The sequence below is a fragment of the Micromonospora sp. DT43 genome (assembly GCF_049841645.1).
In the GTDB taxonomy this organism is placed as follows: Bacteria; Actinomycetota; Actinomycetes; order Mycobacteriales; family Micromonosporaceae; genus Micromonospora.
The window spans coordinates 212584-229125 of sequence record NZ_JBNCKR010000010.1; the positions used below are offsets into that span (position 1 = coordinate 212584).

A 16542-nucleotide genomic window follows, 5' to 3' on the forward strand; every position below is an offset into this window, starting at 1 on the left:
GCGAGCTTCAGGAAACAGTATTAACAGATAGCGGTACGTCGATCAACTGTTGATCGGCGACGATCAGGACTGATCGAGGAAGTCGGTGGTGGCACCGCGTAGCGCGGCGACGCACGCGACCACCGCGGGGTGACCGCCCGCGCCCCTTCGGTAGGCGACGCGCGTGCGGCGGCGCATGGCCAGCGGCAGCAGCCGGACCTGCGGCGATGGCCGCGCGATGGCGAGCTGCGGAATGAGAGCGACGCCCTGACCTGCGGCGACGAGAGCGAGCATGGCGTCAAAATCGTCGGCGTGATGCCGCACGGTCGGCGTGAAACCCGCCATCCGGCAGGCGTGCAGGGCCACCGCGTGGCAGAGCGTGCCAGGACTGCCAATGATCCACTGCGCGTCGCGCGCCCCGCTGACCGGGTCGGCGACGACCATGTCAGCGGTGGCGCTCGGCACGGCGAGGAAGACGGTCTCCTCCAGCAGCGCGATCGAGTCCAACGCCGGGTCGGGTGGGGTCGGCGCGGTGTCGTAGTCGTGCAGCAGCGCGACGTCGAGCCCTCGGCTGCGCAGAGCGGCCGGCATGTCGACCGGGTCCAGCTCACTGATCATGAGGTCGAGGGCGGGATGGTCGCGGGCCAGGGCGACCAGGGCGCCCGGCAGCAGGGTGCGTACGGCACTGGGGAAGGCACCGATGCGTACGCTCCCGCGCAGGCCGGTACGGGCGGCCGCCACTGTCGCGTCGGCGGCCTCCAGGGCGGCGAGGATGACCTCGGTGTGCTGCACCAGCGCGGTGGCGGTCGACGTGAGGCTGACCCGACGCCCGGTGCGCTCCAGCAACCGGGTGCCCGCCTCCCGTTGCAGGGCGGCGAGTTGCTGTGAGACGGCGGACGGCGTGTAGGCGTGCGCCTGGGCGACGGCGGCGATGGTGCCGAGGCGGGCCAGGTCCCGCAGGAGGACCAGGCGGCGAACGTCAAGCATCAGCTCAGCTTACGGATGGGTGGAGCAATCGGAACTGGACCTTCCCGGTCGCTCGTCCGAGAGTGGAGGCATGACTCTGACCGGCCTGTACGTTCCGCTGATCACGCCGTTTGACCTCACGGGGAGCATCGCCGTCGACGCGCTCACGGCCCTCGCGACCGATGCTCTGGACGCTGGCGCGGCCGGGCTGGTGGCGCTCGGCACGACGGGGGAGCCGACCGCCCTCAGCGACGACGAGCGCGCCACGGTGCTCGACGTCCTGGCCGCGCTCTGCCGTTCGCGGCGCGCGCACCTGCTCGTCGGCGCCAACGGCGTCGATGCGTTGCGCGCCCTCTCCGGCCGGCCCGAGGTGACGGCGGCGCTCTGCCTGGTGCCCCCGTTCCTCCGGCCCGGCCCGGCGGGAGTGCTCGCGTACTTCGCCCACCTCGCCCAGGCCAGCCCGGTGCCGCTTGTCGTCTATCACGTCCCGTACCGCACCGGACAGCACCTGCGCGCGGACGATCTGCGGCAGCTCGCCGGCCTGCCCGGCGTCATCGGCATCAAGTACACCACCGGCGCGATCGACACCGACACAGTCGACTTCCTCGCCGACGTCCGGCCCGGCTTCGCCGTGCTCGGCGGCGACGACCCGCTCATCTCCCCGCTGCTCGCCCTCGGCGCGCACGGCGTCATCGCGGCCTCGGCCCAGGTCGCGGCCGCGGACTTCGTCCAGGTGGTCGCACACTGGCAGCTGGGGGACCTTGTGCGTGGGCGGGCGCTCGGCCACCGGCTCGCGGGCCTGTCGGCGGCGCTGTTCGCCGAGCCGAACCCGACAGTGATCAAGGCGGTGCTCCACGCCCAGGGCCGCATCCCGACGGCCGCCGTACGGCTGCCGCTGCTGCCCGCCGGGCCGGATGCCGCCCGGCGGGCGCTGCGGCGCCTGGACGAGCTGACGAGCGCGTCGAGGTGACCGGACGACACCCGCCGGGGCGCGTCCGCGTGCTCAGTGCTCCCGGTAGGTGGCTCGGTCGAAGTCGGCGTACACGCCGTCGCCGCCGAGATCCTGCACCCACAGGCCGACGAACGCCCCGGTGAAGCCCCACGCCGCGGGCTCCCCGTCGATGATCAGGGCGGCGTGCTCGTCGGACAGGATCGTCGCGTCCAGGTCGACGGGCAGTCGCTGCCAACCCGCGCCGAGGTCGTAGTCGAAGCGCACCACCGGCCCGTCGAACACCGCCCGCAGACCGACCCGGCCCACACCGCTGGCGTCGACGGTCAGGTCCGGATACGGGGTGCGCCGCCCGTTGTCGGAGCTGAGCAGCTCCAGCACCGTACGCCCGTCGTCGGCGCGGGTCAGGTAGAGGTGATGCCAGTTGAGGGTGTTGTAGTACGCGGTGATCCCGGCGAGCTGTCGGTGGTCGACCGGGTCGAACTCGACAACGGTCTCGAGTGAGCAGTGCGTCGCCCCGACACGTCGCGCGACCAGGCTCGGCGCCTGCCGACCCACCGGCGACTGCCCACCGTGGATCCGCAGGTGCGAGGGTCGCGACCGCAGGTCGACCCAGTCCACGGTTGCCGGCCGGCGCAGCGTCGACCAGCAGGAGGCCAGCTCGGCGGCGTCGAAGTCGTCGGTGGTGGGCTCGTCCGGCCACGGATGCGGGGCCAGGTCGGGAGCGGCGACCTCCTCGGCGGGCACCCCACCGGGAATCCGGGGCCAACCGCCCGACGGCCACTCGACCCGCTGGATCGCCGTCTCCCGGCCCAGCACACAGTTGCCCAGCGGCGAGTAGGGGCGGCCGACCAGGTGGGCCAGGTACCACCCGCCGTCGGGGGTCTGGACCAGGCTGCCGTGACCGGCCTTCTGCAACCGCAGGTCCGGCCGACCCACGGAGCTGAGCAGCGGCCCGTCCGGGTCCACCTCGTACGGGCCGAACAGCTCCCGCGAGCGGGCCACGGTGACCTGGTGCTCCCAGCTCGTGCCGCCCTCGGCGGTGATCAGCCAGTACCAGCCGTCGTGGCGGTACAGGTGCGGGCCCTCGGTGACGCCTACCGGCGTGCCGGTGAACAGGATGCGCGGCCGGCCGACGAGACGACGCGCCGCGCGGTCGTACTGCTGGATCTCGATGCCACCGAAGCGGTCCCGACCGGGCCGCCAGTCGGCGCTCATGCTCAGCAGCCAGCTGGTGCCGTCGTCGTCGTGGAACAGGGCGGCGTCGAAGCCGCGCCCGTGCAGTTTCACCGGATCCGACCAGGGGCCGGTGATGTCCGGCGCGGTGATCAGGAAGTTCTGCGGATCCCAGTAGCCGCTGGCGAAGCTGGCCACGTCGCTGTAGACGAGGTGGAACTCCCCATCGTGGTACGTCAGGTCGGGTGCCCACACACCGTTGGAGTCGCCGCAGCCGCGCAGGTCGAGCAGGCGGCGGTCGGTGATGATCCCGCCCAGGGGGCGCCAGTGGACGAGGTCGCGCGAGTGGTGCACGCGGACCCCCGGATACCACTCGAACGTCGAGGTGGCCAGGTAGAAGTCGTCGCCGACGCGCAGGATCGACGGATCCGGGTGGAACCCGGCGAGGACGGGGTTGCGGATCGACCAGGCAGCGGTCGCCACGTCAGCGGTGTCGGTCGACACGGGGGCGGCTCCTCTGTGCGGCTATGAAACTTCCGGAAACTTGCGGGACCAGATCACTGGAAGCCCCTCGTACGGTAGCCGGTCTTATCGCGATAGGACAGGGGTCTTGACCGCTGGGGGAACTGCTCGTAGCGTCCCGGCCATCGATCGGTAATACCGACGAAGCAATGAAAGTTCCGGAGATCCAGGTTCGAACCCTTGCCGGCTCGGCCGGCGTCCGAGCACCCCGTGAGTCCCCCGAAGGGATGGATCATGACAGCGCACCTTTCCCGCCGATCGCTGCTCGGCCTCGCCGGCGCCGGCGCCGGCGCCTACCTGCTCAGCGCCTGCAGCGGCGACGAGAAGTCAAGCGACCCGAACGCCCCGCAGACCATCAACTGGTGGCACATCCAGAACACCGAGCCGATGCTGCCGGTGTGGGCCGCGATGGCCAACGAGTACAAGACCGCGCACAGCAACGTCACGTTCACGATCCAGCCGCTGGAGAACGAGGCGTTCAAGGCCAAGCTGACCACCGCCACCCAGGCGGGCGACCCGCCGGACCTCTTCCAGTCGTGGGGCGGCGGCGTGCTCAAGCAGCAGATCGACGCGGGCCTGGTCAAGGACCTCACCGACGACCTGAAGGACCTGGTCGGCGGCATCCTGCCCGCGGCCATGCAGCCGTACACGATCGACGGCAAGATCTACGGCATCCCGTTCGACATCGGCATGGTCGGCTTCTGGTACAACAAGGACCTCTTCACCCGCGCCGGCATCACCGAGACGCCCGCCACCTGGGCGGCTCTGCTCGACGCGGTCCGCAAGCTCAAGACCGCCGGCATCACCCCGGTCGCCATCGCCGGCAAGGACAAGTGGCCCGCCCACTTCTACTGGTCCTACCTGGCGATGCGCATCGGTGGGGTCGGCGCGCTGCAGAAGGCCGTCGACGACAAGAACTTCGACACCCCCGAACTCGCCGCCGCTGGTGAACGCCTCAAGGAACTCGTCGACCTGCAGCCTTTCCAGAAGGGCTTCCTCGGCGCCGAGTACGGCTCACCCGACGGGCAGGCCGCCACCATGGGCAACGGCCGCGCGGCCATGGAACTGATGGGCCAGTGGGCGCCGGCGATGCAGGTGTCCAGGTCCACCAGCAAGAAGGGCATCGGCGACAAGCTGGGCTTCTTCCCGTTCCCGGCCGTGGACGGCGGCAAGGGCACCTCCACCGAGGTCTTCGGTGGTGGCAACGGCTTCGCCGTCGGCAAGGACGCGCCGGCCGCCACCATCGACTTCCTGAAGTTCCTGCTCAGCGCCGACAACCAGCGCCGGTCCGCGAAGACCGGCGCGGTGCTGCCCACGGTGAAGGACGCCACCGACGCCATCACCGACGCCAACAACAAGGTCGTCGCGGAGACCCTGGCCAAGAACACCGGCTTCCAGCTCTACCTCGACCAGGCGTACGCGCCGGCGCTCGGCCAGCAGATCAACGACAGCGTCGCCGAGATCGTCGCCGGCAAGAAGGCGCCCGCGGCGATCCTCAAGGACATCACGCAGGTGGCGAAGACCGTCTGACCGTGACCCCGTATTCATCCCTAGCCGGCGATAGAACCCGAGTGGAGCAGGCATGACCAGGCCATCGACCGTGTCGGACAACAGGCGCGGCGACACGGCGACCGATCCGCCGGCACCGGGGCCGGGCACCGCGCGACAGCGCGGCCGCCAGCCCCGGCCGGGCCGGGGCGGCGTCCTCGCCGTCTTCCTGGCACCGGCCCTGGCGCTGTTCCTGTTGCTGGTCGTCGCGCCCATCGTGGTCGCCGGCTACGCCAGCATGTACAAGTGGAACGGTTTCGGGCTGCCGGAGAACTTCATCGGGCTGGACAACTACACACGCGCCTTCGGTGATCCGACGTTCCGGGGCGACCTGTGGCGCGGTCTCGTGCTGGTGCTGCTGTCGCTCACCGTGCAGTTGCCCGCCGCGCTGGCCCTGGCCATGCTCCTCAACCAGCCGCTGCGCGGCCGGGCCGCGTACCGGCTGATCTTCTTCGCGCCGTACGTGCTCTCCGAGGTCACCACGGCGGTCCTGTTCACCCTGGTGTTCTCGCCCAACCGGGGCCTTGGCGAGTCGGTCTCCCGGTGGTTGGGCGCCGACGCGGGCGCCGTCTTCGCGGACCCGGACACCGTGCTGTTCGCGGTCTTCCTGGTGGTGTCCTGGAAGTACTTCGGCCTCTACATGATGCTCTTCCTGGCGGCCCGTCAGGGCATCCCGAAGGAGCTGTCCGAGGCTGCGGTCACGGACGGCGCCAGCGCCTGGCAGGCGTTCCGGTTCGTCACTCTGCCCCTGCTCGGCCCGACGATCCGCATCAGCATCTTCCTGTCGGTCATCGGCACCATCCAACTGTTCGACATGGTCTGGGTGTTGACCGGCGGCGGCCCGATCCACACCTCGGAGACGATGGCCGTCACGATGTACCAGTACGGCTTCCGTCGCTTCGAGGTCGGCTATGCCAGCGCGATCAGCATCATCATGTTCCTGCTGAGCCTCGTCTTCGCCCTCTTCTACCAGCGCATCGTCCTGCGTCGCGACACCGACGGCGCGATCACCAACCAGGGAGGCCAGCGATGACCGTCACGGCGATCCGCGCCCAGCGGGCCCGCAGCCTCGTGCTGCATCTCATCTGCATCGCCGTCGGCGCGCTCATCGTCGTACCGGTGTGGTTCGGCGTGATCGGCGGCTTCAAGGACAACGGGCAACTGTCGACCAACCCGCTGGGTCTGCCCGACCCCTGGGTGCCGCAGAACTACACCGACCTCTTCGTCTCGGGGGTCTTCTGGCGTCAGCTCGGCAACAGCCTGCTCATCGCCGTCAGCAGCACCCTCATCGTCGTCGGCGCGGCGGCGATGGCCGCGTTCGTCTTCGCGCGCTACGCCTTCCGGGGCCGCGAGTTTCTGGTGACCCTGTTCGCGATCGGCCTGATGTTCCCGTTCGCGGTGGCCATCCTGCCGCTGTTCGTCCTGCTGCGCGGCATGGGCCTGCTCGACAACCCGCTCGGCGTCATCCTGCCCCAGGCCGCCTTCGGGTTGCCGATCACCATCATCATCCTGCGCCAGTTCTTCCGTACCATTCCCGCCGAGGTCGAGGAGGCCGCCGTCCTCGACGGCTGCGGCTCCTTCGGCTTCTTCTGGCGGGTCCTGCTGCCGATGGCCCGGCCCGCCCTGGCCACCGTCTCCGTGCTGGCCGTCGTCACCAGCTGGAACAACTTCATGCTTCCGCTTGTCGTCTTCAGCGACCAGAGCTGGTGGACCCTTCCCGTCGGAGTGCAGGCGTTCCAGGGCCAGTACGTCGACGACACCGCTCGGGTCCTCGCCTACGTCGTCCTGTCCATGCTTCCCGCCCTGGGCTTCTACGCCGTGGCCGAACGCCAGCTCATCGGCGGCCTGACCGGCAGCGTCAAGGGGTGACACCGGATCGCCAGACGACCTGAAGCGTCCCGCCAGACGAAGGAGCGGACCGTGGGCTCCGACAACGGCCGAAATGTCACCATCGCCATGATCGCGCGACTGGCCGGTGTGTCAGTGCCCACGGTCTCCCGGGTCATCAACGGCCGCTCCGACGTCGCTCCCGATACCCGGGAGCGCGTCGAGGCGCTGCTCAACCACCACGGGTACCGCCGCCGTACCCAGGCCCGGCGGACCGAGGCCGCACTTGTCGACCTGGTCTTCAACGACCTGGACAGTCCCTGGGCCGTGGAGATCATCCGTGGGGTGGAGGACGTCGCCCGGGCCAGTGGCGTCGGCACGGTCGTCTCCGCCATCCACTGGCGCATCTCCTCGGCCAAGCAGTGGCTGGACAACATGCGGACCCGATCCACAGTGGGCGTCATCTTCGTGACGTCGATGGTGAACCCACCTCTGCAGGCGGAGCTGCGCCGGCTGCACCTGCCGGTGGTCATCATCGATCCCGCCGGTGTCGACCCGCAGGAATCGCCCACCATCGGCGCCACCAACTGGGCGGGCAGCCTGAGCGCCAACCAGTACCTGCTCGGCCTCGGCCACCGCCGCATCGGCTTCATCGCCGGGCCACCACACCTGATGTGCAGCCGGGCCCGGATTGACGGCTACCGCGCGGCGCTTGGCGCCGCCGGTATCGCCGTCGACGACGGGCTCATCCGTCCGGGCAACTTCTACCACGAGGCCGGCTTCACCTCGGGTACGCAACTGTTGTCCCTGCCCGACCCGCCCACCGCCATCTTCGCCTCCAGCGACCAGATGGCACTCGGCGTCTACGAGGCCGTCCGCAAACGCGGCCTGCGGGTGCCCGACGACATCAGCGTGGTCGGCTTCGACGACCTGCCGGAGGTCCGCTGGTGCTCGCCGCCGCTGACCACGGTCCGACAGCCACTGGCCGAGATGGGCATGCTGGCCGCACGGACCGTGCTCCGCCTCGCCGGGGGTGAGAAGAGCGAGAGCCCGCGCATCGAACTCGCCACCGAACTCGTCGTCCGCGACAGCGCCGGCCCGCCCCGGTGACCGGCGCGAACGGGTTCGGCACTGAGGTCAGGTTGCCGTCACCGCACGAGACGGCCGAAGGCTCGCACGTCGTCGACGAACAGGTCCGGCTCCTCCATCGCGGCGAAGTGACCACCCCGGTCGGGCTCGTTCCACCGCACGATGTCGGCCAGGTAGTGGTGCGCCAGCCCGCGCAACGGCTGGAAGGGATCGTGCGGGTAGACCGTGACGCCGGCCGGAACCCGTATCGGTTCCGGCCGCCAGCCGGAGGCCATCGCGCGCATGCCCTCCGCGCCCTCGTAGTAGAGCGCGGCCGACGTGCCGGCGGTGGCGGTGACCCAGTAGATGGTCACGATGGTCAGCAACCGGTCCCTCGACACCGCGTCGTCGGGCACCTTTGCCGCGTCGGTCCACTCCCCGAACCGCTCCACGATCCAGGCCAACTGGCCCACGGGCGAGTCCGTCAACGCGTACGCCAAGGTCTGCGGCCGGGTCGACTGCAGCTTCATGTATCCGGACAGCTCCGCGTCGAAGCGGCCCATGAGTGCGAGACGCGCCTGGTCGACCTCGCTGAGCCCGGCCAGTTCCTCCGGGTCGCCGGACGGAAAGGTCATCAGCATGTTGACGTGCAACCCGATGACATGATCTGGTGCCACGGCGGCGACCTGCTGCGAGATGACCGAGCCGGCGTCGCCGCCCTGGACCACGTACTGGTCGTAGCCCAGCTGGTTCATCAGCTCGGCCCAGACCGGCGCGATGGTGCCCGCGTGCCACCCCGGGCGGGCCGGGCCGGAGAAGCCGAACCCCGGCGGACTGGCAAGGACGAGGTGGAACGCGTCGGCCCGGTCGCCGCCGTGCGCGGCAGGGTCGGTCAGCGGGCCGATGACGTCGACGAACTCGGCCACCGAGCCCGGCCAGCCGTGGGTGATCAGCATCGGCACCGCGTCCGGCTCCGGGGAACGTACGTGCAGGAAGTGAACGGTGGCGCCGTTGATCTCGGCGAGGAACTGGGGGTACCGGTTCAGCTCAGCTTCGGCGGCCCGCCAGTCGTACTGGGTACGCCAGTACTCAACGAGCTCACGCAGGTACCACACCGGTACGCCGCGGCTCCAGTCGTCGTCTCCCAGTGGCGCGGGCCAGCGGACGTCGGCCAGCCGACGGTGGAGATCGTCGATGGCGGCCTGCGGAATCTCGATGTGGAACGGTTTCATGACGCGGCCCTCTCTACCTGGTTGGTTGGGTCGAATGCGGTGAGAGACCCGGCCGCCGGCCCGGTTGTGCGGTCGCGTGACAGCCGCAGCACGCGCCGGACGAAGCCGGGGCGCATCAGCGCGCTCGGCGGGTCGATCAGGCCGGCCACACGCATAAACGTCGCGGTGATCGCCGGGTCCTTGGTTGCCGCGTACTGCACCCGGGCCATGTACGCGTTGCCCACGCGCACCATCGCCGACCGTTTGCCGGGTACACCTGGGAAGTCGAGGTCGCCGCTGGTGGAGATCTGCCACGGCACGTCCACGACGCGACCGATGTCGCGCAGGAACCCGCGCGGCTCGGGCGGCGCGCCGCGGAGCAGCCACTTGCGCAGCGTCATGGCCTCGATGGCGGCGACCGTCATGCCCTGGCCGTAGACCGGGTTGAAGCTGCAGACCGCGTCGCCGAGCACGAGCAGGCGCTCCGGGAAGCGGGACAGCCGCTCGTACCGGCGACGCAGGCTCGCCGGGAAGGTGAACGTCACGGGCTCGGTCAGCGGCTCGGCGTCGCGCAGCCCGTCGTACACGTCCGGCACTGGCAGCGAACGGGCGAAGGCCAGGAAGCCGTCGGGGTCCGACGGCGGGTGGTCGCCAAGAATCCCGGTCAGCGACACGATGCACTCATGCTCGCCGACCTGCCCGAAGAACGCGCCGCGCGGGTGCGCTGGCGACGCGACCGGGTTGATGGACTGGGTCCCGTCGAACATCTCCGGCTGCTTGCGGTATAGCCGGGTGGTGTACGCCAAGCCGATCTTCATGCGTTCCTCGATAGGGCGCTGGTAGCCCAACTGCTCCAGCCACACCGGCAGGCGGGAGCCGCGCCCGGTGGCATCGATGACGAGGTCCGCGCCGAGAACGCTCTCCGTCCCAGTCACCATGTCGCGCAGCGCCACCGCGGTGACGCGCCGGTTGTCGGCGGTGGCCCGCAGGCCGGTCAGCTCGGTGCCCTGCCGGTACGTCACGTTGGGCAGCGCAGCGACCCGGGAACGCAGATACTCCTCGAGGACCGGCCGTTGAGTGGTAATCGACAGCAGGCCGGTACGGGCCGGCTGAACGCGCCGGCCGTCGAAATACCAGCGCATCTCACCGAGATCACCCACCGGCACGCCACGGCTCTGCAGGTCGGACCGCAGGCCCGGGAAGAGCTCGGTCAGGATCAGGTATCCGCGTCCGTGCAGTCCGTGCGCGTGCGCGGTGTGCGGTGTGCCGCGCCGGGGAACGTCGATGCCGAGCACCTCGTCGCGATCGACGACGACCACCTCGTGATAGTGGTCGGACAGAACGCGCGCCGCGAGGGTCCCGGCCATGCTGCCGCCCACGACGACGGCGCGTTGCCCGACGACGACATCCGGCCTCCCAGCCGGCACCGTCTCGGCGTCGACCTTGCCTGCGGAGCGCAGAACGCGGGCGATGAAGCCGGGCTTCATCAGCGCGCTCGGCGGGTCGACCAGGCCGGCCACCCGGAAGAACGCGCGGGTGAAGTCGCCGTCGCGCTGGGCTGCGGTGTGCAGCCGGGCGATGAACGCGCCGCCCATCTTGACCTTGGCGGTACGCTTCCCCTCGATCGCGGGCAATGCCAGGTCACCGCCGACGGAGGTCTCCCACGGCACGTCGACGATGCGACCCACGGCCCGGAAGAACTCGCGCGGTCTGGCGGGACCGCGGGCCAGGTGCTCGGCCAACGCGTCCGCCTCCATCGCGGCCACCGTCATTCCCTGGCCGTACACCGGGTTGAACGCGCACACCCCGTCGCCGACGACCAGCAGACCGTCCGGGAAGCGGGTCAGCTTCTCGTACCGGCGCCGGACGCTGGCCGGCACGCGGAACATCGCGGGCTCGGTGAGCGGCTCCGCGGTGCGAATCGCCTCGTAGATCTCCGGTGCGTCCAGCGATCGGGCGAACTCCAGGAACCCCTCGTGGTCCTTCGGCGGGTGGTCGCCGAGCAGCCCCGTAAGGGACAGCAGGGCCACGTTGTCGGGGAACTTGCCGAAGAAGGCTCCGCGCATGTTGCCCGGGTGCGGCACCGAGTTGATCGCCAGGTCGGTGCCGAACGGGTCTGTGCGCAACCGGAAGTACTGCGACACATAGGCCAGGTCGATCCGCACCTTGTCCTCTGCCGGCCGTTGGTAGCCGAACTGCTCCAGCCACGCCGGGGTGCGGCTGCCGCGGCCGGTCGCGTCGACCACAAGGTCGGCATCGATCGTCTCGGGCGTGGCCCCTGGTTCGTCTCCGACGACCCGCACGCCGGTGACCCGGCTGTGGTCGGCCGTCGTCGCCAGACCTTGAACAACGGTGCGCTCCCGCATGACCACATCAGGCATTTCGACCACCCGCCGGCGCACATAGGCCTCCAGCGTCGGCCGGTTGGCCGAGACGCTGGTCAGGCCCGAGTGCGACTGTTGCAGCGCGCGACCGCGGAAGTACCAGCGCAGATCCCCCGACAGGTCGCCGCTGAGCACGCCGTCGGCGGTCAGGTCGGCCTGCATACCGGGGAAGAGCCGCTCCATCACCTCCTGTCCTCGGGCCAGCAGAGCGTGCGCGTGGTGACCCTGCGGCACACCCGCACGCGGGCCGGTCACGCCGACGACGGTGTTGCGCTCGACGACCACGACCTGGGCATACCGGTCCGCCAGCACCCGGGCCGTCACAAGGCCAGCCATTCCGGCACCGAGCACGACCGCCCGGCTGCCGAGCCTCTCGCTCATTGATGCACCTCCATCAAGTCCTTGCGGGTGTGGACCGCCTCGGTGCGGCCACGGATCAGGTCCGCGGCCCGCTCCGCGACTGCGATGGTCGGGGCGTTGGTGTTGCCCCTCGGCACAAGCGGCAGCACGGATGCGTCCACCACGCGCAGGCCGTCCACCCCGTGCACCCTCAGATCCGGGTCCAGCACGGGGCCGATCGCGCAGGTGCCGGCCGGGTGGAAGACCGACTGGGTGTGTGCCCGCACGAATGCATGCAGGTCCGCCTCGTCGGTGGAAGCCGGGTACGCGTACGGGCGCACGGTGTACGGCGCCAGCGATGGCTGCCTGGCCAACTCCATGGCGATTCGCAGGCCGGCTGTCATCGTCCGCAGGTCCGCAGTCTCCTCGTAGTACTGGTGCCGGATACGCGGCTTGGCTGTCGGGTCGTCGGAGGCGAGGCTGACCTCGCCGCGGCTGGCTGGCCGCAACACGCACGGGCCGAAGGAAATGCCGTGCTCGGTCGACTCGCCGAGGGCGCACTCGACGAACATCACCGGCAGCACGTGGTACTGCACGTCGGGGGCTGCCAGGCCGCTCTGGGTACGCACGAAGCCACCGGCTTCCGGCACGTTTGACGACAGCGGTCCGCTGCCGTCAGCTTCGAACTGGCGAACGTTCCTTTCCTCACCGGCGGACAGCAGGCTGACCGGCTCGTCGTGTGTGTAGACCAGGTATATGGCGGGATGGTCCTGCAGGTTGCGGCCGACCTCGGGCAGGTCGGCGAGGATCGGCACGCCCACCGCCGCGAGGCGTTCGGCCGGACCGATCCCGGACAGCATGAGCAACTGCGGAGAGTTGTACGCCCCGGCGGCCACGATGACCTCGCGCTGCGCCCGGATGTCGACCACCTCGTCGTACCGCTGGACCCGTACCCCGCAAGCCCGCCCGCCCTCGACGAGGACGCGGTGTGCGTGGGTGCGGGTGCGCACGGTCAGGTTGGGTCGAGCAGCCGACGGGTGCAGGTATGCCGCCGCGGCGCTGCACCGCCGCCCGTTGCGCTGGTTCACCTGATAGAAGCCGAAACCGTCCTGGCTCGGGCCGTTGAAGTCGTCGTTGGCCGGGAACCCGGCCTCCATCGCGGCACCTACGAACGCCGCCGCCATCGGGTTGCGCGAACGGCTCTCGGCGACCGGCAGCGGGCCGCCGGTCCCGTGGTAAGCCGAGGCGCCTCGCTCGTTGTCCTCGCAGCTGACGAAGTACGGCAGCATGGTCTCGTAGGTCCAGCCGGGCTGACACCACTCGTCGAAGTCGCGGGCGTTGCCCCGGATGTGCACCATGCCGTTAAGCGCGCTGGTGCCGCCGAGGACACGTCCCCGTGGCAGATAGAGCCGGCGCCCGCCCAGCTGTGGCTCCTCGTTGCTGTTGTAGTCCCAGTCGTACTGCGAGCGCAGCAGCTTGCCGCCCGCCGCTGGGATGCGGATGTTGTCCGAGTCGTCAACAGGTCCGGCCTCGAGCAGGCACACCGTCACGTCAGGGTCCTCGCTCAGCCGCGCCGCGAGCACGCAGCCGGCGGTGCCGGCGCCGACAATGACGTAGTCGTAGGACTCCATCACGAGTGGCTGGCGGGTCGGCGGCGCAGCACGTCGGCCAGCGCCTGCGCGGCGCGGTCGACCTCGGGCCGGGAGATGACCAGCGGCGGGGCCATGACGAGGGTGTTGCCGTACTCCCGGGCCGCCACGCGGTGCTCGTCGCGCAGGGCGACGGTGACCCAGTCGGCCATCAACGGTTCCCGGGTGTCCCGGTCGGCCACCAGTTCCACGCCGGCGGTGGCGCCGGCTACCCGCACCTCGCCGACATTGGGCAGGTCGGCAAGGGGGGCCAATGCCTCGCGCAGCCACGTGCCGACCGTGCGGGACCGATCCACCAGGCCTTCCTGCTCAAGCAGGTCGAGGTTGGCGTGCGCGACCGCGCAGGCGGCGGCGTGGCCGGAGTAGGTGTGACCGTGGAACAGATACGTGTCGCCGCCGGCGATCGTCTCGGCGATCGCGTCGCTCATGAGCACCGCCCCCAGCGGGGCGTAGCCGCTGGTGAGGCCCTTCGCGACGGTCACCAGGTCGGCCTGCATGCCGCGCTCGACCGAGTCGTACCAGGCGCCGGTCCGGCCGAAACCGGTGACGACCTCGTCGGCGATGAGCAGGATCCCGTGGAGCGACAGCAGTTCGCGCACCCGCGGCCAGTAGTCCGCGGGCGGTATGAGAACCCCCGCGCCGCCCATGACCGGCTCGCCAATCATCGCCGCCACGTTGCTGGGGCCGATCCGCTCGATGGTGGTGGCCAACTCCTCGATAAGGAAGTCGGTGAGATCCCGGCCGGGACAAATGTCCGGCGCGCGGTAGCTATGCGGGGGCGAGACCCGCGCCACGTTCGCGAACTCCGGCCCGATGCCCGCGTGAATGCCGGGGAACCCGGTCGCAGCGCCGCTGGCGTAGGTGGAGCCGTGATAGGCGAAGTTCCGCGAGATGAACCAGAGGCGCTCGGGCTCGCCGCGGTGGTGGTGATAGAGCCGGGCGAACTTGAAGGCCGTCTCCACGCTCTCAGATCCGCCGTTGGTGAAGAACACCCGGTCCAGCCCGTCGGGGGCCAGGTCGACCAGCCGCTGCGCGAGCGTGATGGACTGGTCGTTGGCGAAGATGTCGAACCCGGTGTAGTACGCCAGATTGCGCATCTGACGGGCCGCCGCGTCAGCCAGTTCCGGCCGACCGTGCCCGACCTGCGCGACCCAGTTGCCGGCGCCCATGACGTCGAGCAGTTCCACACCGGACGCGTCCCACACCCTGCAACCGTCTCCGCGGACGATCGTGATGCGCTTCGACCGGCCGCCGTGGTGGTGCGGATGCACCAGCACCCGCCGGTCGGTCTCGGCGAGCTCCGCCGCGGTCCGCATCGTGCGCGGCATCTCGTTGACGACAGACATGGCACTCTTCCCCTTACCGATATGTGCTGGCTTGCACTGCGAACAGGCGGCCCCGTGGGCGGGTCATCAGGCCGACTCGGGGCGTCCGGGTCTCGTGTCCAGACCGAGCCACAATCACGTCGTTGATGTGGAAAGGGCTGATCGTCCGAAGCCGTCATCAGCAACGGGATGACCGCGATTTCTCCCTCGCCGGAGTCGGGCGACGCCTTGAAAGTGTCATCCGGCCGTCGTCGCGTGGGCATCTTCAGGAGTGCGTCGCGGACGGCACTCTGGGAGGTGAACGCGGAAGTTGCCGTCGGCACACTGGCAGGGTGGACGCTACTAGGACAGCAAGCTCGGTTCCCCGGGTGACGGTGGTCATCCCGACCTACAACCGGCGCGAATTGCTGCGTGAGACGCTGCGGCACCTCGCCAGGCAGCGGATGCCGGCCGACGAATTCGAGGTCGTCGTCGCTGACGACGGTTCGTCGGACGGTAGCCGCGCGGTGGTCGAAGAGGCGTCGCAGCAGCTGCGGATCAAATACCACTTCCAGCCGGACGAGGGCAACCGGGTGACCGTGGCCCGCAACGCCGGCGCACGGATGGCCGCCGCGCCGCTGCTGGTTTTTCTCGACAGCGGCGTATACGTCGGGCCGGACTTCTTGACCGAGCACGTCGCCGCCCACGCCGAAGGCGAACGGCTGGTCGTGGTGGGCTACACCTGGGGCTACGACTTTGAAAAGGAAACTCCCCCCGGTCTGGCCGAGGCAGTGGCCGAGTCGCTGCCGGAGGACGTCGTCGCTCGGCTCCACGACTCGGCGGACTTCTTCGATGCCCGGCACGCGGCGTTCGTCAAGACCGACTTCGACCTCGGTCGGATGGTCGCACCGTGGGTCCTGCTCTGGGGGCTCAATTTTTCCCTATCCGCCGAGGACTACTGGCGGGTGGACGGCTTCGACGAGGGCATAGTCGTCTGGGGTCTGGACGACCTGGAACTGGGCTTCCGATTGTTCAAGGCCGGCCTCGAATTCCGGCTCAGCCGCACCGCCTGGGCGGTGCACGCACCGCACGAGCGGCCCCCCCTGCCCGACGCCCTGGCCAGTGCCATGGTGAACATGCGCCGGATGATGTCCAGGTTCCCGGAGCCGATGACCGAGCTGGCCTGGAACCTGCTGAACAACGACGATGACCTGCTGGAGGTGGATGAGAACTACCGGTTCCTGATCGGCTGTATCGATCAGGCCCGGTCAGTCGACGTGGCGGCGGAGGTGGCCGATCTGCTGCCGCAGCTACCACCCGGCCGCCTCGCGGTGTTCGGCGCGGGTGGCCGCCTGCCGGCGGAACTGGCCGGCGCGGTGACCCTGGACTTCGACGCCGACGCGGTGGCCGAGCTCGGTGCCACGTACCACGCCATCGGCATCCGCACCCCGATAACCGACAACGCCGTGGATGTCGTGGTCCTGACGTCGCGCCTGGCCGGACTCTGGCCGCGCTGGTCGGCCGAGATCCTGGCGGAGGCCGCCCGAGTCGGCGGATCGGTACACCTCACGCCCGCGTTGATGCAAAAGACGGCCGCCATTTCTCGATAGGCTGACGACC

Annotated in this window: 12 protein-coding genes and 1 pseudogene; 6 read left to right on the forward strand and 7 right to left on the reverse strand. The window is 69.9% G+C overall.

Features of this window, described 5'->3' with window-relative positions:
* Positions 1 to 63: 63 nt before the first annotated feature.
* Positions 64 to 966 (reverse strand): LysR family transcriptional regulator, encoded by a 903-nt coding sequence (locus ACLQ26_RS23210; RefSeq protein ID WP_425746427.1) that lies wholly within the window; start codon positions 964 to 966, stop codon positions 64 to 66.
* 70 nt (positions 967 to 1036) lie between these two features.
* On the opposite strand from ACLQ26_RS23210, the gene ACLQ26_RS23215 reads away from it, so the two are divergent.
* A complete protein-coding gene (locus ACLQ26_RS23215; RefSeq protein WP_425746428.1) occupies positions 1037 to 1915 on the forward strand; it encodes a dihydrodipicolinate synthase family protein in 879 nt (292 codons plus the stop codon).
* Positions 1916 to 1948: 33 nt separating this feature from the next.
* Here the strand turns inward: ACLQ26_RS23215 and ACLQ26_RS23220 are convergent, their stop codons facing one another.
* Positions 1949 to 3574, reverse strand: a complete 1626-nt coding sequence (locus ACLQ26_RS23220) for a glycoside hydrolase family 43 protein (RefSeq protein ID WP_425746429.1) — start codon at positions 3572 to 3574, stop codon at positions 1949 to 1951.
* Positions 3575 to 3826: 252 nt separating this feature from the next.
* Between ACLQ26_RS23220 and ACLQ26_RS23225 the strand changes: the two genes are divergently transcribed.
* The 4 genes from ACLQ26_RS23225 (at position 3827) to ACLQ26_RS23240 (ending at position 8077) form a co-directional block, all read left to right on the forward strand.
* Positions 3827 to 5122, forward strand: a complete 1296-nt coding sequence (locus ACLQ26_RS23225; RefSeq protein WP_425746430.1) for an extracellular solute-binding protein — start codon at positions 3827 to 3829, stop codon at positions 5120 to 5122.
* 52 nt (positions 5123 to 5174) lie between these two features.
* Positions 5175 to 6173 (forward strand): carbohydrate ABC transporter permease, encoded by a 999-nt coding sequence (locus tag ACLQ26_RS23230; RefSeq protein ID WP_425746431.1) that lies wholly within the window; start codon positions 5175 to 5177, stop codon positions 6171 to 6173.
* Positions 6170 to 7009, forward strand: a complete 840-nt coding sequence (locus ACLQ26_RS23235; protein ID WP_425746432.1) for a carbohydrate ABC transporter permease — start codon at positions 6170 to 6172, stop codon at positions 7007 to 7009. Before ACLQ26_RS23230 ends, ACLQ26_RS23235 begins: the two co-directional genes overlap by 4 nt.
* Before the next feature lie 87 nt (positions 7010 to 7096).
* Positions 7097 to 8077: a LacI family DNA-binding transcriptional regulator gene (locus ACLQ26_RS23240; protein WP_425746479.1), complete on the forward strand. Its 981-nt coding sequence runs from the start codon at positions 7097 to 7099 to the stop codon at positions 8075 to 8077.
* Positions 8078 to 8115: 38 nt separating this feature from the next.
* Here ACLQ26_RS23240 and ACLQ26_RS23245 read toward each other — a convergent pair whose 3' ends face one another.
* From ACLQ26_RS23245 to ACLQ26_RS23265, 5 genes and pseudogenes are all read right to left on the reverse strand, one after another.
* Positions 8116 to 9267 carry an epoxide hydrolase family protein gene (locus tag ACLQ26_RS23245; RefSeq protein WP_425746433.1) on the reverse strand — a complete coding sequence of 384 codons (1152 nt, stop codon included), beginning with the start codon at positions 9265 to 9267 and terminating at the stop codon, positions 8116 to 8118.
* Positions 9264 to 10673, reverse strand: coding sequence for an FAD-dependent oxidoreductase (locus ACLQ26_RS23250; RefSeq protein WP_425746480.1), 1410 nt, complete (start codon positions 10671 to 10673; stop codon positions 9264 to 9266). The genes ACLQ26_RS23245 and ACLQ26_RS23250 overlap by 4 nt, the downstream gene beginning before the upstream one ends.
* 309 nt (positions 10674 to 10982) lie before the next feature.
* Positions 10983 to 12011: pseudogene (locus ACLQ26_RS23255) on the reverse strand (FAD-dependent oxidoreductase); the annotation flags it as partial.
* Positions 12008 to 13600: a GMC family oxidoreductase gene (locus ACLQ26_RS23260; protein ID WP_425746434.1), complete on the reverse strand. Its 1593-nt coding sequence runs from the start codon at positions 13598 to 13600 to the stop codon at positions 12008 to 12010. The gene ACLQ26_RS23260 and the pseudogene ACLQ26_RS23255, both read right to left, overlap by 4 nt.
* Positions 13600 to 14964, reverse strand: a complete 1365-nt coding sequence (locus tag ACLQ26_RS23265) for an aspartate aminotransferase family protein (RefSeq protein ID WP_425746435.1) — start codon at positions 14962 to 14964, stop codon at positions 13600 to 13602. The genes ACLQ26_RS23260 and ACLQ26_RS23265 overlap by 1 nt, the downstream gene beginning before the upstream one ends.
* 347 nt (positions 14965 to 15311) lie before the next feature.
* On the opposite strand from ACLQ26_RS23265, the gene ACLQ26_RS23270 reads away from it, so the two are divergent.
* Entirely contained in the window at positions 15312 to 16532 is a 1221-nt protein-coding gene (locus tag ACLQ26_RS23270) for a glycosyltransferase (RefSeq protein ID WP_425746436.1), read from the forward strand.
* Positions 16533 to 16542: the final 10 nt, after the last annotated feature.